The sequence below is a fragment of the Roseovarius nubinhibens ISM genome (assembly GCF_000152625.1).
Taxonomy (GTDB): Bacteria; Pseudomonadota; Alphaproteobacteria; order Rhodobacterales; family Rhodobacteraceae; genus Roseovarius; species Roseovarius nubinhibens.
Map to the genome: position 1 here is coordinate 1,521,395 of NZ_CH724156.1, position 21,399 is coordinate 1,542,793.

20 protein-coding genes are annotated in these 21,399 nt (G+C 64.3%); 19 read left to right on the forward strand and 1 reads right to left on the reverse strand.

The features are described from left to right. Nucleotides 1-39 precede the first annotated feature (39 nt). From ISM_RS07365 to ISM_RS07420, 12 genes are all read left to right on the forward strand, one after another. Nucleotides 40-726 (forward strand): response regulator transcription factor, encoded by a 687-nt coding sequence (locus tag ISM_RS07365; RefSeq protein ID WP_009813507.1) that lies wholly within the window; start codon nt 40-42, stop codon nt 724-726. A 204-nt stretch (nt 727-930) separates the two neighbouring features. After that, entirely contained in the window at nt 931-2,043 is a 1,113-nt protein-coding gene (locus tag ISM_RS07370; RefSeq protein WP_009813508.1) for a sensor histidine kinase, read from the forward strand. 21 nt (nt 2,044-2,064) lie between these two features. Further along, nucleotides 2,065-2,853 carry an exodeoxyribonuclease III gene (locus tag ISM_RS07375; RefSeq protein WP_009813509.1) on the forward strand — a complete coding sequence of 263 codons (789 nt, stop codon included), beginning with the start codon at nt 2,065-2,067 and terminating at the stop codon, nt 2,851-2,853. Nucleotides 2,854-2,948: 95 nt separating this feature from the next. Further along, nucleotides 2,949-3,857, forward strand: coding sequence for a thioredoxin family protein (locus ISM_RS07380; protein WP_009813510.1), 909 nt, complete (start codon nt 2,949-2,951; stop codon nt 3,855-3,857). Nucleotides 3,858-3,884: 27 nt separating this feature from the next. Further along, on the forward strand, nt 3,885-4,556 hold the full coding sequence (locus tag ISM_RS07385; protein ID WP_009813511.1) for an LON peptidase substrate-binding domain-containing protein: 672 nt from the start codon (nt 3,885-3,887) through the stop codon (nt 4,554-4,556). Continuing rightward, entirely contained in the window at nt 4,553-4,747 is a 195-nt protein-coding gene (locus tag ISM_RS07390; protein WP_009813512.1) for a Trm112 family protein, read from the forward strand. Before ISM_RS07385 ends, ISM_RS07390 begins: the two co-directional genes overlap by 4 nt. Nucleotides 4,748-4,813: 66 nt before the next feature. After that, on the forward strand, nt 4,814-5,746 hold the full coding sequence (locus ISM_RS07395; protein WP_009813513.1) for a DMT family transporter: 933 nt from the start codon (nt 4,814-4,816) through the stop codon (nt 5,744-5,746). 106 nt (nt 5,747-5,852) lie between these two features. Then, on the forward strand, nt 5,853-7,949 hold the full coding sequence (locus ISM_RS18395; RefSeq protein ID WP_009813514.1) for a glycosyltransferase family 2 protein: 2,097 nt from the start codon (nt 5,853-5,855) through the stop codon (nt 7,947-7,949). Then, on the forward strand, nt 7,949-8,893 hold the full coding sequence (locus ISM_RS07405) for a hypothetical protein (RefSeq protein WP_009813515.1): 945 nt from the start codon (nt 7,949-7,951) through the stop codon (nt 8,891-8,893). Before ISM_RS18395 ends, ISM_RS07405 begins: the two co-directional genes overlap by 1 nt. Nucleotides 8,894-8,999: 106 nt before the next feature. Further along, complete coding sequence (locus tag ISM_RS07410) at nt 9,000-9,857, forward strand: hypothetical protein (protein WP_040617938.1); 858 nt, start codon at nt 9,000-9,002, stop codon at nt 9,855-9,857. 17 nt (nt 9,858-9,874) lie between these two features. Then, nucleotides 9,875-10,564 (forward strand): class I SAM-dependent methyltransferase, encoded by a 690-nt coding sequence (locus ISM_RS07415; protein WP_009813517.1) that lies wholly within the window; start codon nt 9,875-9,877, stop codon nt 10,562-10,564. A gap of 86 nt (nt 10,565-10,650) precedes the next feature. Further along, nucleotides 10,651-12,165, forward strand: coding sequence for an FMN-binding glutamate synthase family protein (locus tag ISM_RS07420; RefSeq protein ID WP_009813518.1), 1,515 nt, complete (start codon nt 10,651-10,653; stop codon nt 12,163-12,165). An 11-nt stretch (nt 12,166-12,176) separates the two neighbouring features. Here ISM_RS07420 and ISM_RS07425 read toward each other — a convergent pair whose 3' ends face one another. Further along, nucleotides 12,177-13,034 carry a LysR substrate-binding domain-containing protein gene (locus ISM_RS07425; RefSeq protein WP_009813519.1) on the reverse strand — a complete coding sequence of 286 codons (858 nt, stop codon included), beginning with the start codon at nt 13,032-13,034 and terminating at the stop codon, nt 12,177-12,179. A gap of 84 nt (nt 13,035-13,118) precedes the next feature. Between ISM_RS07425 and ISM_RS07430 the strand changes: the two genes are divergently transcribed. The 7 genes from ISM_RS07430 (at nt 13,119) to ISM_RS07460 (ending at nt 21,388) form a co-directional block, all read left to right on the forward strand. Then, on the forward strand, nt 13,119-14,144 hold the full coding sequence (locus ISM_RS07430) for a permease (protein WP_009813520.1): 1,026 nt from the start codon (nt 13,119-13,121) through the stop codon (nt 14,142-14,144). Nucleotides 14,145-14,520: 376 nt separating this feature from the next. Next, a complete protein-coding gene (locus ISM_RS07435; RefSeq protein ID WP_040618381.1) occupies nt 14,521-15,246 on the forward strand; it encodes a ribonuclease activity regulator RraA in 726 nt (241 codons plus the stop codon). Between the two features lies 1 nt (nt 15,247). Next, a complete protein-coding gene (locus ISM_RS07440; protein ID WP_009813522.1) occupies nt 15,248-16,768 on the forward strand; it encodes an aldehyde dehydrogenase (NADP(+)) in 1,521 nt (506 codons plus the stop codon). A gap of 557 nt (nt 16,769-17,325) precedes the next feature. Next, nucleotides 17,326-18,291 carry a Bug family tripartite tricarboxylate transporter substrate binding protein gene (locus ISM_RS07445; protein ID WP_009813523.1) on the forward strand — a complete coding sequence of 322 codons (966 nt, stop codon included), beginning with the start codon at nt 17,326-17,328 and terminating at the stop codon, nt 18,289-18,291. Between the two features lie 219 nt (nt 18,292-18,510). Then, nucleotides 18,511-18,978 (forward strand): tripartite tricarboxylate transporter TctB family protein, encoded by a 468-nt coding sequence (locus tag ISM_RS07450; protein WP_009813524.1) that lies wholly within the window; start codon nt 18,511-18,513, stop codon nt 18,976-18,978. A 3-nt stretch (nt 18,979-18,981) separates the two neighbouring features. Continuing rightward, nucleotides 18,982-20,508 (forward strand): tripartite tricarboxylate transporter permease, encoded by a 1,527-nt coding sequence (locus tag ISM_RS07455; protein WP_009813525.1) that lies wholly within the window; start codon nt 18,982-18,984, stop codon nt 20,506-20,508. Between the two features lie 178 nt (nt 20,509-20,686). Then, nucleotides 20,687-21,388 carry a FadR/GntR family transcriptional regulator gene (locus tag ISM_RS07460; protein WP_009813526.1) on the forward strand — a complete coding sequence of 234 codons (702 nt, stop codon included), beginning with the start codon at nt 20,687-20,689 and terminating at the stop codon, nt 21,386-21,388. Nucleotides 21,389-21,399 lie beyond the last annotated feature (11 nt).

Sequence of the window (21,399 nt, forward strand, 5' to 3'; positions counted from 1 at the left end):
AATAAACAACGGGCCAAACACAACAGATGGGACATACGGATGGGACAGCTCAAGAAAATTCTGCTTGTCGACGATGACGAGGACCTGCGCGAAGCGCTGAGCGAACAGCTCGTGATGACCGAAGATTTCGACGTGTTCGAGGCCGGCAACGGCTCCGAGGCGCTGAGCCGGGTGAAAGAGGGGATTTTCGATCTGGTGATCCTCGATGTCGGCTTGCCCGACACCGATGGCCGCGAGCTGTGCCGCCTGATGCGCAAACAGGGCGTCAAAAGCCCCATCGTCATGCTGACCGGTCACGATGGCGATGCCGACACGATCCTTGGCCTCGATGCGGGCGCCAATGATTACGTCTCGAAACCGTTCAAATTCCCGGTGCTCCTCGCCCGGCTCCGCGCCCAGCTGCGCCAGCATGAACAATCCGAGGACGCCGTGTTTCAGCTCGGGCCCTATACCTTCCGCCCGGCGGTCAAGATGCTGGTCGACGAGGACGATCGCAAGATCCGCCTCACCGAGAAGGAAACCAACATCCTCAAATTCCTCTACCGTGCCCCCGATGGCGTGGTGGCCCGCGATGTGCTCTTGCATGAGGTCTGGGGTTACAACGCCGGCGTCACCACCCATACGCTCGAAACCCATATCTACCGCCTGCGCCAAAAGATCGAACCCGATCCCTCCAACGCGCGGCTTCTGGTCACCGAATCGGGCGGCTATCGCCTGTTGATGTGACGGGCTGACCGGCCCCGCACCGGCAAACGTAAAAAAATCACACGCGGGCGGGAACCTTTCCCGCCCTTTTGCGTTCTACATAATTACCCGGTCCTTACATGCGGTTAAGCGCATGAATATTCGTGTGCTTTTGGGGGAATGATCGTTTGTAGGGGAGACCATGGTTCTATATTGTCCGCACGGTCACGCACCGGGGAAATATCAATGAAAGCACAGTGTCATCCGCGTCAGGCGGAACGTCTGGCCGCTCTGAGAAGCTATGGCATTCTCGATACCGCCCGCGAAGAAGATTTCGACGAGGTCGTCGCCCTCGCAGCCCAGATCTGCGACGTGCCGATCTCGGTGATCAACTTCATCGACGCCGACCGGCAGTGGTTCAAGGCCGAGGTCGGGCTTGGCGTGCGCGAAACGCCGATCGACACCTCGATCTGTTCCCATGTCATCCTCGAAGAGGATTTCGTGCTGATCCCCAACACGCTCGAAGATCCCCGGATGCAGGACAATCCGCTCTGCCTCGACGAGCCGGGGCTGCGCTTCTACGCCGGTGCCCTGCTCAAATCCAAGGACGGGCTGCCGCTCGGCACGCTCTGCGTGCTCGACAATAGCCCGCGGACCCTGACCGAGGCCCAGATCACCGCCCTGCGCGTCCTCGCCAATCAGGTCATGGCCCAACTCAACCTGCGCAAATCCCTGCGCGAGGCCGACATGCTGCGCCGCGAGGTCGATCACCGGGTCAAGAACTCGCTGCAATCCATCGGCGCGCTGGCGCGGATTTCCTCGCGCGCCGCCCCCAATGATCACGCCCGTCAGGCCATCGACGAAATGCGCGGCCGTATCGAAAGCGTCGCCCGCGTCCACGAACAGCTCTACCGAAGCGGCAGCGGCTCTGAAATCGACCTCGCCGAATATGTCGAAAACCTCGCCCATAGTTTCCGCGAATTCGCCCCCGACACCATCGCCATCGAAACCGAGATTGGCCCGGTCAGCATCGGCTCACAGCAGGCCGCCTCGCTGGGCCTCTTGATCAATGAATTCTTCAGCAATTCGGTCAAACACGGCTTTCCCGAAGGCACCTCCGGCGCCGTGCGCATCGAGGCCGGGCCTGCCCCCTCGGGCCGCGTCTGGGTGCGGATCTCGGACAAGGGCATCGGCATGGATGACGACAAGGGGCCGGGCGGGCTTGGCATGCAGATCGTCGAACTGGCCTGTGCGCAACTGGACACCGTGCTGACCTTTGATAAGGTGCCGCACGGCGTCGCCTTGTCCTTTGATTTCGCGGCTGGCATCTCCGACGCTGACACGACCCAGCCCGACTGATCCCAAGCACGAGACCTGCCCATGTCCTTTTCGCTCGCCACCTGGAACATCAACTCTGTCCGCCTGCGCGAGCCGATCGTTTGCAAATTGCTGGCCGAAGAAGGGCCCGATGTGCTCTGCCTGCAGGAATGCAAAAGCCCGGTCGAGAAAATCCCCACCGCCGCCTTTCAGGAACTCGGCTATCACCACATGATCGCCCGCGGCCAAAAGGGCTATAACGGCGTGGCGATCCTGTCGAAACTGCCGATCGAGGATGTGGGCGACCGCGATTTCGCCGCGCTGGGGCATGCCCGCCATGTCGCGGGCCGGCTCGAAAACGGGGTCACCATCCATAATTTCTACGTCCCCGCCGGTGGCGATGTGCCCGACCGCGCGGTGAACGAGAAATTCGGCCAGAAGCTCGACTATCTCACCGAGATGCGCGACTGGTTCCACGCCGAGCGCCCCGAGAAATCCATTCTCGTCGGCGATCTCAACATCGCCCCGCGCGAAGATGACGTCTGGAATCACAAGCAACTGCTCAAAGTGGTGAGCCACACCCCCGTCGAGGTCGAACATTTCAACGAGGTGATGGACGCGGGCCAATGGTCCGACGTGACCCGCGCCGACATCCCCGAGGGCCTGCTCTACAGCTGGTGGAGCTACCGCGCCCGCGATTGGGACGTGGCCGACAAGGGCCGCCGCCTCGATCACGTCTGGGCCACCCCCGACATCCGCAACGCCGCCCATTCGAGCCGGGTGCTCCGCGATGCACGCGGCTGGGAAAAACCGTCGGATCACGCCCCGGTCTTCGCCCATTTCGACCTCTGAGGCCCAAGCCTGTCGGCCCGCGCCCCTTGCAACCAAGGGGGCGCTGCGCCATGTAGTCACCAAACGCGACAGCCACCCAAGGCAAGAGGCATGATATGATCGAACTTGGCACAACCCCTCCCGCGGATGATCTGATCAAGGACGTCTCCGAGGCCGATTTCATGGCCGAAGTCGTCGAGATGTCGCAGACCGTCCCCGTCATCGTCGATTTCTGGGCGCCCTGGTGTGGCCCTTGCAAGACGCTCGGCCCGGCGCTCGAGGCGGCGGTGACAAAGGCGCGCGGCGCGGTCCGCATGGCCAAGGTCAATGTCGACGAAAACCAGATGATCGCCGGTCAGCTCCGGGTGCAATCGATCCCCACCGTCTATGCCTTCTGGCAGGGCCAGCCGGTCGACGGCTTCCAAGGCGCGGTGCCGCCCTCCGAAATCGACGCTTTCGTCGAACGTGTGGTGAAAACCGCCGGTGGCGATGCCAGCGGCGGGCTCGATGACGCCATCGCCGCCGCCGAAGAGATGCTCGACGCCGGGGCAGCCAGCGACGCGGCCCAGACCTTTGCCGCCATTCTCGAAGAAGATCCGCAAAACGCCGCCGCCTACGGTGGCATGGCCCGCGCCTATATCGCGCTCGACGATGCCGATCAGGCCGAGGCGGTGCTCAACGGCGTCCCCGCCGAGCTGAGCAACAGCCCCGAGATCGAGGCCGCCCATGCCCAGCTCGCCCTCTTGCGCCAGGCCGCCGACGCGGGCCCCGTGGCCGAGCTGCGCGCCGCGGTCGAGGCCAACCCCGAGGACAATCAGGCCCGGTTCGATCTCGCCCAGGCGCTGCATGCCTCCGGCGATGCCGAGGCCGCCGTCGAGGAACTTCTGACCCTGTTCCGCCGCGACCGCGAATGGAATGACGGCGCCGCGAAACAGCAGCTCTTCACCATTTTCGACGCGCTCAAGCCCAACGATCCGGTGGTGCTCAATGGTCGTCGGAAACTGAGCTCGATGATATTTGCCTGAGCCCCGGTTCGGGCTAGGTCCATCGGTATGATCCAGAACCCAGACCTTCCCGAAGTGATCCCGGTCTTTCCGCTTCCGGGGGCGCTGCTGTTGCCGCGCGCCCGGCTGCCCCTGCATCTGTTCGAGCCGCGCTATCTGCAGATGCTCGACGATTGCCTGAAAACGCCGGGCCGTCTTATCGGCATGATCCAGCCCCAGCCGCAGCCACGCGCCGACGGGGCGGAGGCAGAGGCCACTGACACGCCGCCCGCGCTGCAACGGATCGGCTGCGTTGGCCGGGTCACGCAATTCTCGGAAACCGAGGACGGGCGCTATATGATCACGCTGGCGGGCCTGTCGCGCTTTCGCCTGATCGAAGAGGTCGAGGGCTTTACCCCCTACCGCCGCGCCAAGGTGAGCTGGGAGGGCTTTGGCCGCGATCTCGGCCCGACCGAAACCGACCCCGAATTTGACCGCGCGAGCTTTCTCAACCTGCTGTCGCAATTCTTCGCCGCCGAAGAGCTGCAGACCGACTGGGATTCTCTCAAAGAGGCCGATGACGAGCTGTTGATCAACTCGCTCTCGATGCTGCTCGGCTTTGATCCCGAGGACAAACAGGCGCTGCTCGAGGCGCCGTCGCTCTCGACCCGGCGCGAAACCTTGGTCACCTTGATGGAATTCACGCTGCGTGGCGGCTCCAATGACGAGATGTTGCAATGACCGATGACACCACCCCCGACAGTTTCGACCGCCGCATGCTCGAGGCGCTGATCTGCCCGCGCAGCCATGCCGTCCTTGAATATGACGCCGAGGCGCAGGAACTGATCAGCCGTCAATCCGGCCTTGCCTACCCGATCCGCAACGGCATCCCGGTGCTCTTGGTGGACGAGGCGCGGGTTCTCGACGCCTGATTGCCAAACCGCAGGAATCGGGTCGCCGGGGCAGGGGGCTTGGGCTAGACCACTGCCATGACACCGATGGCCACCCCCCGAATTGATCTCACCGCCGCCGCGATGCTCTTGGGCCTTGCCGCCGTCTGGGGTGGCAGCTTTGTCTTTGCCGAGATCGCCCTGCGCGAACTTGGCCCCATGACCATTACCCTGCACCGTGTCGGCTGGGCCGCGCCGCTGCTCTTTGTGCTGGTCCGGCTCAAGCGGCTGGCCCTGCCGCGCGGCTGGCGCATCTGGGGCAGCTATCTGGTCATGGGCGCGCTCAACAACGCCATCCCCTTCACCCTGATCTTCTGGGGGCAGACCGCGCTCGAAGGCGGGCTCGCCTCGATCCTCAACGCTACCACGGCGGTCTTTGGCGCGGTGGTCGCCGGGCTATTGCTGCGCGACGAGCCGCTCTTGCCGCGCAAACTCATCGGCGCGGCGCTCGGCGTCTTGGGCGTCGCGGTGGTGGTCGGCGCCGATGCGCTCGGCACGCTGTCGCTGCGCAACCTGGCCCAGCTCGCGGTGCTCGCCGCTGCGCTCTCCTATGCGCTGGCGAGCGTCTGGGCCCGCGTCCGCCTCGGGGATCAGCCGCCTCTGGTCAACGCTTTCGGCATGATCGCGGGCAGCACGGTCCTGATGATCCCGGCGGCGCTCTGGTCCGACGGGCTGCCCGATCTCGGCCTCGCGCCTGTCACATGGGCTGCGCTGGCGGGGCTGTCGCTGCTCTCCACCGTGCTCGCCTATCTGCTCTATTTCGCCATCCTGCGCCGGGCGGGGGCGGCCAACCTGACCTTGGTGACCCTGCTCATCCCGCCCTTTGCCATCTTCCTCGGCTGGCTGGTGCTGGGCGAAGCCCTGCCCGCCTCGGCCTGGATCGGCTTTGCGGTGATCGCCCTCGGCCTTCTGGTCACCGACGGGCGCGCCGCACGGGCCCTCGCGGCGCGGTATTTTCTACACACAGTAACCAAAGAATAATCTCCTTCGGCCTAGTCTGTTGCGTGAAGGAAGCGCGCAATCCTATACTGACCCCAAAGAAAAGCGCGAAACGCGCAGCAGTGTATCAAGAGCAGGCCGTTCCAATATGACGTCAGATGTAGCAGACGAAGCCCCCAAACCGCCCCGTTGGCTGGACGATATCCGCCCGGGCGCCAGCGGCGAGGGGTTCTTGGAAAAGAACCTGCGCAACAGCCTGCTCTTCGTCAAACGGCCGAGCGATCGGCTTTTGATCACCTTCGACAATCTCTCCAATGTCGGCGACGAAAGCCCCGAACGCGAACCTTGGGGGTTCAAATTCGCCAGCGACGAGGGGCTCTCGCATCTCGGCGTCATGGCGCATGTCTCGGACTGGTATCGCGACGAGGCGCTGATCAACCGGTTCACATCGCTGGCCCGCGACGGGTTTTTCGACGGCTACGAACGGGTGGTGCTGGCCGGGGTCTCGATGGGCGGCTATGCCGCGCTGGTCTTTTCCTCGCTGATCCCCGGCGCCCATGTCATCGCGATCAACCCCCAATCGACGCTCAACCCCGAACTCGTGCCGTGGGAAACCCGCTATGAAAACGGCCGTCGTCAGGACTGGACCCTACCGCTCGCCGATGCGGCCGAACTGACCGCCACGGCGGGCCGGGTCAACGTCTTCTACGACCCCTATCACGAGCTTGATCAACAGCATGTCGACCGCCTCTCAGGCGACAATATCCACATCTACAAATGCTGGTTCTCGAGCCATAAGACTGCCGTCTTCCTGCGCAAGATCGACGCGCTCAAACCGGTGATGCGCCACGCCATCTTTGACGAGCTGGAAGAGCGTGAATTCTACCGGCTCTACCGCAAACGGCGCAACCTGCCGTGGTATCGCGGCTCGGTCTCCGGCTATTTCCGCGAAACCGGCCGGGAAGAGCTGGCCATCCACTTCGACAAGACGTTCCGCCGCCGCCTGCGCCGCAAGAAGCGCAAGGAAGAAGAGGCCGCGCAGCTGGCCGGGACCGCCGTCCCCCCCGCCACAGACACAGCCGCCGCCAAGGCACCCGCGGCCCCGCCCGCACAGCGCAGCGCCCCGGCCCAAGCCGAGCCCAAGCAAAAGCCCGATCACAATTGCCGCATCATCGCGCCGCTGAACGCAGGTGGCAAAGCCCCCGCCAAACAGGGCAAGGGCAGCCGCCTCATCGTCACCACGATGAAGAACGAAGGCCCGTTCATGCTCGAATGGGTGGCCTTCAACCGCGCCATCGGCTTCACCGATTTCCTGATCTACACCAATGATTGCGACGACGGCACCGACGCCATCGCCCAGCGGCTGCAAGACATGGGGCTGGCCCAGCATCGGCTAAACCCTTTCAAAAAGGGCGGCAGCCCGCAGCGCAGCGCGCTCCGGGCGGCGCAGAGCGAAGACATCTACCAAAACGCCGATTGGCTGATCTGCGCGGATTGCGACGAATTTCTCAACATCCGGGTCGGCAAGGGCCGTCTCGACGATCTCTTTGCCGCCGTGGGCGATGCCGACGGCATCTCGATCTGCTGGAAACTCTTCGGCAACAGCGGCCGCGTCACCTATGAAGAAGGCTTTGTGATCGATCAATTCGACCGCTGCTGTGACGAGTTCGAATTTCCCAACTACCGCGCCCTCGGCATGAAAACCCTGGCCCGCAACACCGAACGCTTCGACCGGCTCAAGATCCACCGCCCGGCCTATCACCTCGACCGGGGCGATGTGGCCTGGGTCGATGGCGGCGGCAAGCCGATGGCCGATGGCTATCTCGACGCCGGCTGGAAGGCCCATGGCGGCTTTAGCCATGATTTCGCGCGGCTCCACCATTACGCCGTGCGCTCGGTCGACAGCTTTCTGGTCAAACGGGACCGGGGCCGCACCAATCACGTCAATGACGACCAAGGCGTGACCTATTGGGAAAACATGAACTTCAATACGGTGCAGGACGTGTCGCTGCGCGCGCAGCTTCCCGCTCTGAAAAAGGAATTCGCCCGGCTGATGAAGGACAAGGAACTCGCGCAGCTGCATGAAACCGCCTGCGCCTGGCATCGCGACAAGATCGCCGAGCTGCGCAAGCGCGACGGCTGGGATGCGTTCCGCGACCGGATCATCACCATCAACGCCGCGCCCGAACCGGGCGGCGACGCAGACGCGCCGACCCCGGCGGATGCGGCCCATAGCCCGGCCTGATGCCCGAATTGACTGGCGATCTTCCCTATGTGGTGGTCCATGGCGGTGTGCATAAAACCGCCACCAGCTTTATTCAGGGCCGGTTGCAGCGCAACGCGGGCCGGATGCGCAAACAGGGGCTGCACTATCTGAACCACCGGCAAGTGCGCAAGGAATACACCTTCCCGAGCCAGCTGCACGGCTATGAAAAGATCGGCCTCGACTACAAGACCAAGATCACCGCCGAAGAGCTCGACAAGCTCGCCCGCGATTTCTTCGGCAGCATCGGCGCCGAACCCGGCCAGCGGATCATCCTCTCGGATGAGAACATGCCCGGCCATTCGGGCCATTGCGTGCGCTCGGGCAAGCTCTACCAAAGACGCGCGACGCTCATTCCGATCTTTGCCCAGTTCATCCCCTACCCGGTGACCGAGGTCCATCTGGCGATCCGCAACTACGCGGATTTCTTCGCCTCGACCTATGTCGAATTCCTGCGCTCGGCCACCGGCGACAAGGTCTTTCCCGAGGCCCAGATGAAACGTCAGGTGCTCTCCAAAGTGCCAAGCTGGGTCCGCTTCATCGCCATCGTGCAAAAGGCCTTCGCCGGGGCCGAGCTGATCCTCTGGCGGCACGAGGATTTCGGCAAGCTCTCCAACCGGATCATCGGCAATCTCTGCGGCCCCGATTTCGACGTCGCCACCATGGCCGAACCGAAACGCCAGCGCGGCCGCCCCTCGGCGAGCCACCGCGCCGTGCAGGAGCTCTTGATGGAAATCGAACGCTCGGGCGGCACCGCGGCGCTCGCACGGCGCGTCGAGATCCAGGAAAAATACCCGCGCGGCCCCGACTACCCCGGCTATGACCCGTGGGAGCCCGCCGAACGCGCGCATCTCACGCGCCTTTACGACAGTGACATCGAGACCATCAAAAACACCATGAAAGTGACCTTTCTGAACCCCGACTGAAACCGTTGATTGACTTGGATTCGGGGCCTTCATAGGCTTGTGAAAACGACATCTGACAGGCCAAGAGCAAAACGCCATCAGGCAACGCAGATGCAGGAGCAGTAAAATGAGTGATCGTTACCATATCGCAATGCTGTGGGTCGAAGGCCCGCTGAGCTATGTCGAACAGCTGTGCATACAGTCCTTTCTCGACAACGGCCATGACGTCACCCTCTACCATTACGGCGAGGTGACCAATGTCCCCGACGGGGTCGACATGCGCCATGGCAGCGAAATCCTCGACCGCGACGAATTCATCGCCCATGGCCGCACCGGCAGCATGGCGCTCTTCTCGGATGTGTTCCGCTATCACCTGCTGACCAAGCTCGACAAAACCATCTGGGCCGACACCGACGCCTATTGCATGCGCCCCTTCACGTCGAAGACCGGCCATTTCTTCGGCTGGGAGAGCGACCATCACATCAACGGCGGTGTGCTCGGCCTGCCCAAGGACAGCGAGGCGCTCGCCGGTCTGCTCGAGATGACCAAGGATGAATATGGCATCCCCTTCTGGTATGGCGACCGGGTGCGCGGCAATCTGCAGGCGCGGATCGACGCCGGCACGCCCACCCATGTCAGCGAGCTGAACTGGGGCGTCTGGGGCCCGCATGCGGTCACCGCCTATCTCCACAAGACCGGCGAAGACAAATACGCCTTCCCCTGCGAAGTGCTCTACCCGGTGCCCTATGCGCACCGCCGTCTCATGGTCAACGGCCGCCGCCGCCGCGCGATCGACAAATACATCACCGAGAACACGCTCTCGGTGCATCTCTATGGCCGTCGCATCCGCGCCTTTCTCGCCAGCCGCGAGGGCGGGCTCCCCGACGAGGGCGGCTATGTCCACGAGCTTTGCCAAAAGCACAAGATCGACCCCCGCGCCGCGCCGATTCCCGTCAAGGAAGCGGACACGGTGGACGCGGACTGAAGAGTAGAAAGAGAGACATGCCCGTCACCTCCACCCTGAATCTGACCGATCTTGCCGACCGCTATGGCTCGGACAAGGGCAGTATCAAACACCGCTATACCGAGCTCTATCATCTGCTCTTGAACCCCTACCGCCATCGCAAGATCACCTTTCTCGAGATGGGTCTGCTGATTGGCGGGCCGGAACATGGCATCGACAAGGACCGCAAGACCGAGGATCTCCCCTCGATCCGCATGTGGCTCGAATATTTCACCAAGGCCAATATCCACGGGCTCGACGTGTCGGATTTCTCCTGGTTCAAACACGACCGCTTTGCCTTTCACCGCTGCGACATGGATGACCGGGCGGAAATCACCCGCGCCGTGTCGGAAATCCCCGGCGGTCTCGACGTTGTGCTCGACGATGCGAGCCATGCCTCGCACCACCAGCAGAACGCCTTTCTCGAAATCTTCCCCCGGCTCAAATCCGGCGGCATCTACCTGATCGAAGACCTCCGCTGGCAGCCCGACACCTATGAAAAGCCCGGCATCACCACCACCGCCGAGCTCTTCCGCTCCTTCATCGACAACCGCGAGTTTAGCCATTCCGACCCGGCCACCGCCGAGGCCTTCAACGCCTTCATCCCCGATATGTCGGCCTGTATCGTTTTCCCCGTGCGCTATCAGAAGAACCGCAAGGATCAGGTCGCGGTGATCCACAAACGCTAGGCAAAACCCGGGGTCCGGCACCAAAGCCGCTGGCCAAATCAGCGTGAGTATCGCACCCTAAGGCCAGACGTGACCGTGTGTGGGGGATGACCGTGAATTTTGCGATGAACGCGTTTCAATTGCTGGCGCTGATAGTGATCCTGTCGGTGCTGGCGCTTTGCCTTCTGGCGCTGGTCTTCTTTGTCGTCGACAAGGTCCAGACCGGCGACGCCATCCGGCGCAACTACCCGGTCATCGGCCGCTTTCGCCATCTCTTCACCACGCTGGGCGAATTCTTCCGTCAGTATTTCTTTGCCATGGACCGCGAGGAAATGCCCTTCAACCGGGCCCAGCGCGACTGGGTCAAGGAGGCAGCCCATGGCCATGGCAACATGGTGGCCTTCGGCTCCACCCGGAGCCTGACCGTCCCCGGCACCCCGATCTTCGTGCCCGCCTCCTTCCCGCCGCTCTCGGATGAATACACCCAGACCGAACCGATGCAGATCGGCCCCTATGCCGCCATCCCCTATACAGCCAAATCCATCTTCAACATTTCCGGCATGAGCTATGGCGCCCTGTCGCGCCCGGCGGTCGAGGCGCTGAGCCGCGGCGCCGCCAAGGCGGGCATCTGGCTCAACACGGGCGAGGGCGGTCTTTCGCCCCATCACCTCACCGGCGGCTGCGACATCGTCTTTCAGATCGGCACCGCCAAATACGGGGTCCGCGATCATCTGGGCGGCATGGATGACGAGCGCCTGCGCGAAATCGGCGACAACCCCCATGTCCGCATGTTCGAGCTCAAGCTCGCCCAAGGCGCCAAACCCGGCAAGGGCGGCATCCTGCCCGGCACCAAGGTCACGCCCGAGATCGCCGCCATTCGCGGCATCCCCGTGGGCGAGCCGAGCATTTCGCCCAACCGCCATGTCGAGGTCGCCGATTATGCCGAACTGCTCGACATGATCGACCGCATCCGCCGGGTCACCGGCAAACCGGTGGGGTTCAAAACGGTGATCGGCTCTTCCGACGATTGGGGGCAATTCTTTGAGCTGATCCTCGCCCGCGGCATCGAAAGCGCCCCGGATTTCATCACCGTCGACGGCGGCGATGGCGGCACCGGCGCCGCGCCCATGCCGCTGATGGATCTGGTCGGCATGCCGCTGCGCGAGGCCTTGCCGCGCATGGTCGACATGCGCGACCGCCACGGGCTCAAGGAGCGGATCCGCATCATCGCCAGCGGCAAGCTGATCAACCCCGGCGATGTCGCCTGGGCGATCTGCGCCGGGGCCGATTTCGTCACCTCGGCGCGCGGCTTCATGTTCTCGCTCGGCTGCATTCAGGCCCTCAAATGCAACAAGAACACCTGCCCCACCGGCATCACCACCCATGACCGGCGGCTGCAGGCCGGTCTCGTGGTCGAGGACAAATATCTCAAGGTCGCCCGCTACGCCGCCCAGATCGTCGCCGAGGTCGAAACCATCGCCCATTCCGTCGGCGTGACCGAACCGCGCCTCATGCGCCGCCGCCATGTCCGCATGGTCCAGCCCGATGGCAGCTCGATCCCGATGAACAAGATCCGCCCGAGCATCAATCTCGAGGCCAATCCCACCCCGCCGAAAGGCTAGGCCCCAACAGTCTAAACCCCCGGCAGAAACGCGCGGCGGATCGCCTCTTTCATCACCGCCTGCGGCGCGCTCTCCTGCGCCCCGCCGGTGGCGACGACCAGCTTCGACGCCGGGGTCGCGCCAAAGCCGAGGCGCTCGCCCGCCACGGTCAGCCCCGGATGCAGCGACGAGCGCCCCAAGAGCCCCACCGCCATCCCCGCATCGACGGCGGCCATCACCCCGGCGACGCTCTGGCTGGAATAGGCGATGCGATAGGGCTTGCCCCGCGCCTCGAGCGAGGCAATCGCCACATCCCGCCACCAACAGGCGTGGTCAAAGAGGGCGACGGGCAACACCTCCTCGCCCGAAAAATCCCGATGCGACGCGGCCACCCAACAGGTCGGATCGGCATAGATCAGCTCTTCATGCGGCTTCGGATGCTCCACCTCATAGATCGCGAGATCGAGCGCCCCTTTCTCCAACGCGCCGGGAAACTCGGTGCTGAGCGCACAGGTCACCTCAAGCTCGACCTGCGCATGATGGCGCATAAAGGCCGACAGGATCTGGGACAGCTTGGCGCGCCCATGATCGTCGGGAATCCCCACCCGCAACTTACCGGTGACCGCCCGCTGCGACATGTCCCGCAACGCCGCGTCGAGCCGCCCCGTCACCTCCTGCGCAATCGGCAAGAGCTTGCGACCCGCCTCGGCCAGAACAACCCCCCGCCCGTGCCGCGCAAACACCGGCTGACCAAGGATCGCCTCAAGCCGCTTGATCTGCTGGCTGGTCGCCGATTGCGACCGATGAATGCGCTGCGCCCCATCGGTTACGCTGCCCGCCTGAGCCACGGCCAAAAAGGTGCGCAGCAGATCGCTCTCCAGCTTTTCCATTCAAAAATCCGATGGCTGTTATTCAAGCTATTCGTTTCACATATCACTTCGCGCCCCCTAAATTCAAGCGAGAGGGAGCACCGCATGACCGATCAAACCGACATCCGACGCCACATGAGCAAGAGACAGATCCTCTGGGGGCTCGGGCTTGCCACGCTCCTGTGCCTCGCCCTTCTCTGGCCGACCCATGCCGCCAATGCGACTCTCTTCGTCTTTTGGGGGCTGATCGCGGTGGCCCCCATCGTTCTCCCCGGCATCCTCCTCGCGGCCTGGATCATCGCCAGCGGCGCTGATAGCCACATTGCCCGCGCCTTCGAGGGCCGGACCCTGCGCGCCGTGATCGTCGCCTCGCTGATCGGGGCCGTCACGCCGGTCTGCGGCGTCACGGTTCTGCCGCTGATGGCGGGGCTTTTGGCGGCGGGCGTCCCGCTCGCGCCGATCATGGCCTTCTGGCTCTCCTCGCCGATCACCGACCCCGCCATGCTCGCCACCACGGTCGCCACCCTCGGGCTGAGCTTCGCCATCGGCAAGACCGTCGCGGCCTTTGGCCTTGGCGTCTTCGGCGGCTCGATCACCGCGCTCTTCGCCCGCGCGCCCTGGGCGCAAACCGCGCTGCGCGACAACGGGCTCGCCCGGCAATTGAGCGCCGCCCGCTGCTGCGGAAAGGCCCAGGCCTTCGAACCCAAAGTCTGGCGCAGCGCGGACCGCCGCCGCGCCTTCGCGAAACAATTCTGGGCCACGGCACGGCTCATCCTGATCTGCCTGGTCCCGGCCTTCGCCGCCGAATATGCCCTGAACGCCGCGCTGACCCCCGGCTCGCTCGCGACCTATGTCGGCGAGGACAGCGTCTGGGCCATCCCCGCCGCCGTCTTCGTCGGCGCCCCGGCCTATATCGACGGCTACGCCGCCTTGCCCCTGACGCGCGGGCTGATCGACAACGGCATGTCGCAAGGCGCCGCCATGGCCTTCCTGATCTCCGGCGGCGTGGTCAGCATCTGGGGCGCCATGGCCATCGCCCCCGTGCTCAAACTGAAACCCTTCCTGCTCTATCTCGTGCTGGCCATCCTCGGGTCTCTGGCCGCGGGCTATCTCTTCGAATGGGTGGTGTGAGACCCCCGATCGCCACGCCCCAGACCCCGAAAATCCGGACAGTCGCGTTACCGTCGCAATACCGACGTGTTACCGACGTCGCTTCAAAATCACCGAATCCCCTGCAATGCCGCCCCTGAATTCGGGCGGTATTGTAAGGATTAGTAAGGTAAATTCCTGCCTAATTTGGCTTATATGGCAGAATTCATACCAATATAATTACAAATCTTGACACATTTGCCGCGACCGTGTAGCCCATAGCCATTGCTTTTGGAGGAGCGGCTTGGCGATCTGACGCCGGGCTCGGGCTGGGGGATACCCCGGCGACGGGCTGGAGGAGGGGGACGCAGAGCCGGCCTATTCAAGGCTGCAAAACGCCAGACCATAGGAAGAAATGATGACCGACTATATCCTGTCCAACGAGACGCGCGACAAGCTCCGCAAAGTGTCCACGGCCTCCGTCGCCACGGCGCTCTACAAACGAGGCCTGCGCAATCAGTTCGTGCAGGGTGTCACCCCCGTCGAGCGCAAGCCGGTGACCATGGTCGGCCAGGCCTACACCCTGCGCTACATCCCCGCCCGCGAGGATCGCAACCCGATCACCGTCTTCCGCGACCGCGACCACAAACAGCGCGTCGCGGTGGAATCCTGCCCCGAAGGCCATGTGCTGGTGATGGATGCGCGCAAGGACAGCCGCGCCGCCACCGCCGGCTCGATCCTCGTCACCCGCCTGCAACAGCGCGGCGTGGCCGGCGTGGTCTCTGACGGCGGCGTGCGGGACGCGGCGGGCATCGGCGCGCTCGACATGCCGGCCTATTTCGCCCGGCCCTCCGCCCCCACCAACCTGACGCTGCATGAGGCAATTGACCTCAACGTGCCCATTTCTTGCGGCGATGCGCCGGTCTTTCCGGGCGATGTGATGCTCGGCGATGGCGATGGCGTCATGGTCATCCCCGCGCATCTCGCCGACGAGATCGCCGAGGAATGCACCGAGATGGAAGCCTATGAGGATTTCGTGCTCGAACAGGTCAATGACGGCGCGGGCATCATCGGCCTCTACCCGGGCACCGAGGACGAAAACCTCGTGAAATTCCAAGCATGGCGCGACAAGGCAGGACGGTAACATGACATTCACCCCTCACGGAGATCACCTCATCGCGGGCCAGCGCGTGAGCGCAGAGCCGACATTCACCTCCGCCCCCGCGACCGGCCCGGGCTTTGACTTCTCGACCGGCTCGCCCGAACTGGTGGCCGAGGCCTGCGCCGCGGCGCACGCGGCTTTCCCCGGCTTTGCCGCCACCAGCCGCGAAGAGCGCGCCACGCTCCTGGACACCATCGCCGACGAAATCGACGCCCGCGGCGATCAGATCACCGAGATCGGCACCGCCGAAACCGGCCTGCCCGAAGCCCGTCTTCAGGGCGAGCGCGGCCGCACCACCGGTCAGCTCCGGCTCTTTGCGACCCATATCCGCGACGGCGCCTATCTCGACCGCCGTCACGACACCGCCCTGCCGGACCGCCAGCCGCTGCCGCGTCCCGACCTGCGGATGATGCAACGGCCCATCGGCCCGGTTGCGGTCTTCGGCGCGTCGAACTTTCCGCTCGCCTTCTCCACCGCCGGGGGCGACACCGCCGCCGCGCTGGCCGCGGGCTGCCCGGTCGTGGTCAAGGGCCATGGCGCGCATCCCGGCACCGGCGAGATCGTCGGCGATGCCATCGTCGCGGCGCTGGCCAAGCTCGGCATGGACGGCGGCATCTTCAGCCTCGTGCAGGGCGGCACCCGCGCCGTGGGCGAGGCGCTGGTGACCGATCCCCGGATCAAGGCCGTGGGCTTTACCGGCAGCCTCGGCGGCGGTCGCGCCCTCTTTGATCTCTGCGCCAAACGCCCCGAGCCGATCCCGTTCTTCGGCGAGCTGGGCAGCGTCAACCCGATGTTCGTCCTGCCCGAGGCCGCCGCCGCGCGCGGCGCCGATCTGGGCCAGGGCTGGGCTGGCAGCCTGACCATGGGCGTCGGCCAGTTCTGCACCAACCCCGGCATCGCCATCGTGGTGGACGGGCCCGAGGCCGACGCTTTCACCGCCGCCGCAACCGAGGCGCTCAAAGCGGTCGCCGCGCAAACCATGCTGACCGATGGCATGGCCGAGGCCTATCGCAGTGGCGCGCGCCGCATGGCCGAGGGCGCGGGCGTCAAATCCCTGCTGACCACCGCCTGTGACGGCCGCTCCGCCGCGCCCTATCTCTTCGAGGTTTCGGCCGCGGATTGGATGGGCAACGAGGAGCTGTCGGAAGAGGTCTTTGGCCCTCTGGGTCTGGTGATCCGGGTCAAGGACACCGCCGAGATGCTCACCGTGGCCGAGAGCTTCAAGGGTCAGCTCACCGCGACCCTGCAGATGGACGCGGGCGACATCGATCTGGCGCGCGCGCTCTTGCCGACGCTCGAACGGATGGCCGGGCGGGTGCTCGCCAATGGCTTCCCCACCGGGGTCGAAGTGGCCGACACGATGGTCCATGGCGGGCCTTACCCGGCCTCCACGAACTTTGGCGCGACCTCGGTCGGCACCCTGTCGATCCGCCGCTTCCTGCGCCCGGTCTGCTATCAGAACCTGCCCGAGGCGCTGCTGCCGGCAGATCTTCAGGCCGGCTAAAGACACACCAACGGCCCGCCGTCTCCGGGGCGGCGGGTCGATCCAGCCCTAGCGAGGCAAAAGCTTACAACTTTTGCAAAACGCGTCAGCCCAAGACGCGGATCGGGGCAGATTCCCCCGGATATGTATGTTTAGTGAACAAATATTGGGCAAATACGGGCAAAAAAACCGCGCAACTTGTCAAATTTGTGTTGATTTGTAAAAATCCACTGACTAATGTAATCCAAGCTTCATCGACCCCGCCCAAGCTGCGGACCGCCGAAGAAGCCAGCCGAGACGGTAGGGGAGGATCGTATCAGTTGCAGCGGAGGCGCGGAGACCCGTGCATCCCGACGCAAGGCAGACCGGGGATCGCGCGCCAGAACAGGCCGCCCCATCGGAACCTGCCAGGGCCATGGGTCAGCCGACCTGTCCGGCCTCATGGCACAGCTCGCTGACGACAGTGCTGACCAGAATTCAGACCGCCGCCCCGGCAAGGCCCCGCTTTTCCGGACCAGTCGGCACACGCATGACGCCAGCCCCGCTGGCACACCATATCTGTAGAGGAGGAACAGATCTTGTTTTACAAAAGCCTGAAAACCACAGTCGGGGCAGCGCTTGGCGCGGCCATTCTCGCAACATCCGTCGCCGCGGCCGAGTTTCCGACCCGCGACATCCGCCTGATCGTGCCATGGCCCGCAGGCGGCGGCGCCGATGCCATCTCGCGCAAGATTTCGAACATCGCCGAGCAGAACCTGCCGAAATCCATCTATGTGGAAAACATCGCCGGGGCCGTCACCGCCACCGGGCTGATCCAGATGACCAGCGCCCGCCCCGATGGCCACACCGTCGGCGTGCTGACCTATGACAGTGTCATCACCCTGCCGCGCGGCCAGATGGTTCCGGGCTATTCGCTCGACAATATGAAGCCCATCGCCCGCATCACCTCCGAGGCCGACGCCATCGTCGTCTCCAAACATTCGGGCATCGAAAGCTATGAAGACCTGATCGCTCGGGCCAAGGAAAACCCTGGCCAGGTGCGCGTCGGCGTGGCCCCCAAGGGCTCGGGCCCGTACCTGTCGGTGATGCAGCTCGAAAAACTGCTCGACGTGGATTTCAACGTCATCACCTATGCCGGCTCCTCGGCTGCCGAAGCCGAGGCGCTGCTCTCGGGGGAACTCGACGCCGCCATCTCGAGCCTCGGTGATTTCAGCGGCCTTCTCGCCTCGGGCGATGCCAAGGGCGTGGTCGAACTGACCTCGGTGCAGAACGCCACCTACACCGACGTGCCGACGCTGAAATCCAAAGGTCACGACCTGCAAACCGGCAGCTTCATCATTCTCGCGGCCCCGGCCAACACGCCCGATGATGCGGTGGCCACGCTCGAAACCACCTTCAAGGCCGCCTATGACACGCCCGAGTTCCAGGACTGGCTGGCCCAGGTCGGCGTGACCGCCGATTGGCTCGGCTCCGACGAGGTGGTCGCTTGGATCGACGATCTGCAGACCAAGACCTTCGCCCTGATGGACGAGCTCGAACTCTGAGCCGAAACGCCCCTCCTGCCTTCGCCCGCTCGTGGCGGGGGCAGACCCTGGGCAGGGCCCCGCGACACGGCCATTGGCGCCGCAGGCCCCGCCCCGCTATCCTAACCCCGAGGTTCACGCGCGCAGGCCTCGACGGCCCCGGTGGCCAGCTGACCACCCCCCGCGCGCAAGACCTGACCACACCCAGCCCGGGAGACGACGATGCTCTTAAACAGGCAATTGGTATTTCTCTATGTCACTCTTGCCGTCTCTGTCGGCTATCTGGTGACAGCCCTGAGCCTCGGCGCCCCGGTGGCCGAGAACGGCCTGACCCCGGCCTTCTTCCCGATCCTCGTGGGCGGTGCCGCGATCGTCTTTTGCAGCATCCTGATCCTGCAGGCCCTCCGCGCCAGCTCTGAGGCCAAAGCGGCTAAATCAGAGACCAAATCAGACACCGGCCCGGCCACGCCCGAGATCCGCAACTACACCCATCTCTGGGTTGTCGTCGCGATCTTCTTCTACATCCTCGGGTTCAAGCCGCTGGGCTATTTCCTCTCCTCCGGCCTCTTTGTGTTCGCCCTGATCCTGCTCTTCTCGAAATTCGACAAGCTGCTGCTCAAGGCGCTGATCTCGGCCGCCGTCGTCGGCACGGCCTATCTGATGTTCCAACAATTGTTCGGGGTCCGCCTCCCGACGCTCTGGGGGTAAGTCATGGACTTCATCTTCCTCGTCTTCAGCAGCTTTTCCCTGCTCGCCGATCCGGTCATCCTGACCTATGTGATCCTCGGCTTTGTCATCGGCACGATCTTTGCCGCCATCCCCGGCCTCACCGCGACGCTGGCCATGGCCCTTCTTTTGCCGCTGACCTACACGCTCAATGTCGAAACCGCGCTGATGGCCTGTGCCAGCATCTATATGGCCGGCATGTGCGGCGGCTCGATCACCGCCACCACGATCAACATCCCCGGCGCGCCGTCGTCGATGATGACCGCGCTCGACGGCTATCCGATGCAGCAACAGGGCAAGGGCGCGCTGGCGCTCGGCCATGCGGCGCTCGGCTCGATGTTCGGCGGCGCGGTGGGCGCGCTGCTCTTGATCGCAGTCGCGCCCTTCGTGGCGGAACTGTCGCTTCTGGTGAAAACCACGGGCAAGTTCTCGCTTCTGGCCTTTGCGCTCATCGTCGTCGTCATCGCCCAGCGTGGCCGCATCCCGCAGGCCGGTCTCGCCGCCTGTATCGGTCTGATGCTGGCCACCGTCGGCCTCGACGCGATGGAGCCGGTGACCCGCTTCACCTATGGCTATTCCAACCTGACCGCAGGCATCGACCTGATGCCGGTGATCATCGGCACCTTTGCCATCGCCGAAGTGCTGACCCAGGCCAGCTCGCGCGCCGATATCAGCGCCGCCACCGCCGCCGCCAGCAAGGTCAAGATCCGCCGCCGCGACTTCATCCCGCCCCTGTCGGACATCCGCAAAGTGGGCTTTGGCGTCTATTTCAAATCCTGCCTCATCGGCTATTTCGTCGGCACCCTGCCCGGCGCGGGCGGCTCGATGGGCTCGTTCCTGGCCTATACCGAAACCGTGCGCACCTCGGACGACCCCGAAAGCTTTGGCAAGGGCAACCCCAAGGGCATCGCCGCCTCGGAAAGCGCCAACAATGCCGTCTGCGGCGGCGCCATGGTGCCCATGCTGACCTTCGGCATCCCGGGCGACCCGATCACCGCGATCATGCTCGGCGTGCTGGTCATCAACGGCATCCAGCCGGGCCCGCAGCTGATGTCGGATCAGGCCGGTCTCATCGCGCCGATGCTCGCGGCACTCCTTTTCTCTGCCGTGGTGCTGATCCCGCTGACGCTCTGGCTCATCGGCCCCTATTTCATCAAGATCGTCTCGGTGCGCAAAGACGTGCTCTATGCCGTGATCGCACTGCTCGCCGTGGTCGGCAGCTACGTCGCCACCTATTCGACCTTCCAGATGTTCATGGCGCTCGGCATGGGGGTTCTGGCCTTCTACCTGCGGCGCAATGGCTTCCCGGTGATCACCATGCTGCTCGGCTATATCCTCGGACCCAATCTCGAGGAATTCCTGCGCCGCTCGCTGGCCCTGTCGAACGGCGACCCGACGACCTTCTTCACCAATCCCGACAGCCTGTTCTTCGTCGCGCTGACGCTGGTCTTTGTCTACTTCCTCGTGATCCGCAAACCGGCCAAAGCCCCGGCAGCCGCCACATCGAAATAGGCACCGGTTCTCTGGCCGCCCCTCCACGACGGGGCGGCCAGACATCTATTAAAGAGTAGGCCCGCCTCCCGCGCGCCCCCCCCTGTATTTTACCCAAACCCGCTTTATAAAGAGCCGCAGAATTGACCGCCCCGGCATAAACCCCCGGGCGCTGCGCCCAAACCCCAAGGAGCTCACGTTGTCAGAGACACGGCGACCCTCACTGGCAGATCAGGTCTATGATCAACTGCTGACCAAGATCCTCGAAGAGGAATACCCGGTGCATAGCCGGCTGCCCACCGAAGAGGCTCTGGCCGAGAGCTTTGGCGTCTCGCGGCCGATCGTGCGCGGGGCGCTGTCGCGGCTGCGCGACGATGGCATCGTGCAATCGCGCCGCGGCTCGGGCAGCTATGTGCTGCGCCGTCCCGACCGCGAGTTGATCAGCTTCGTGCCGCTCGAATCCGTCTCCGACGTGCAGCGCTGCTACGAGTTCCGCATCGATGTCGAAGGTGCTGCCGCCGCCTGGGCCGCACGCCGCCGCGACGATGACGATCTGGCCGCCATGGATGCCGCCTATCGCGAGATGGAAGAGACCTATCAGCAAAACGCCCTCGGCGTTGAGGCCGATCAGCGCCTCCACCTCGCCATCGCCCGCGCCGCCAAGAACCCGTTCTTTTCCTCGGTGCTGGAATCGCTCAGCGAACAGATCGCCTATGGCGTGAAACTGTCGCGCTCGCTGACCCTGCTCGACACGCCGGTGCGCCAGGAACTCGTCCTCGCCGAACACCGCGCCGTGCTCGACGCGATCCGCCTGAAACAGCCCGAAGTGGCCCAAGCCACCATGCGCCACCACATCACCGCCGCCAAGGACCGCATGTTCGTCGGCACCCAAGAGGACTGAGCGCGCCGGGC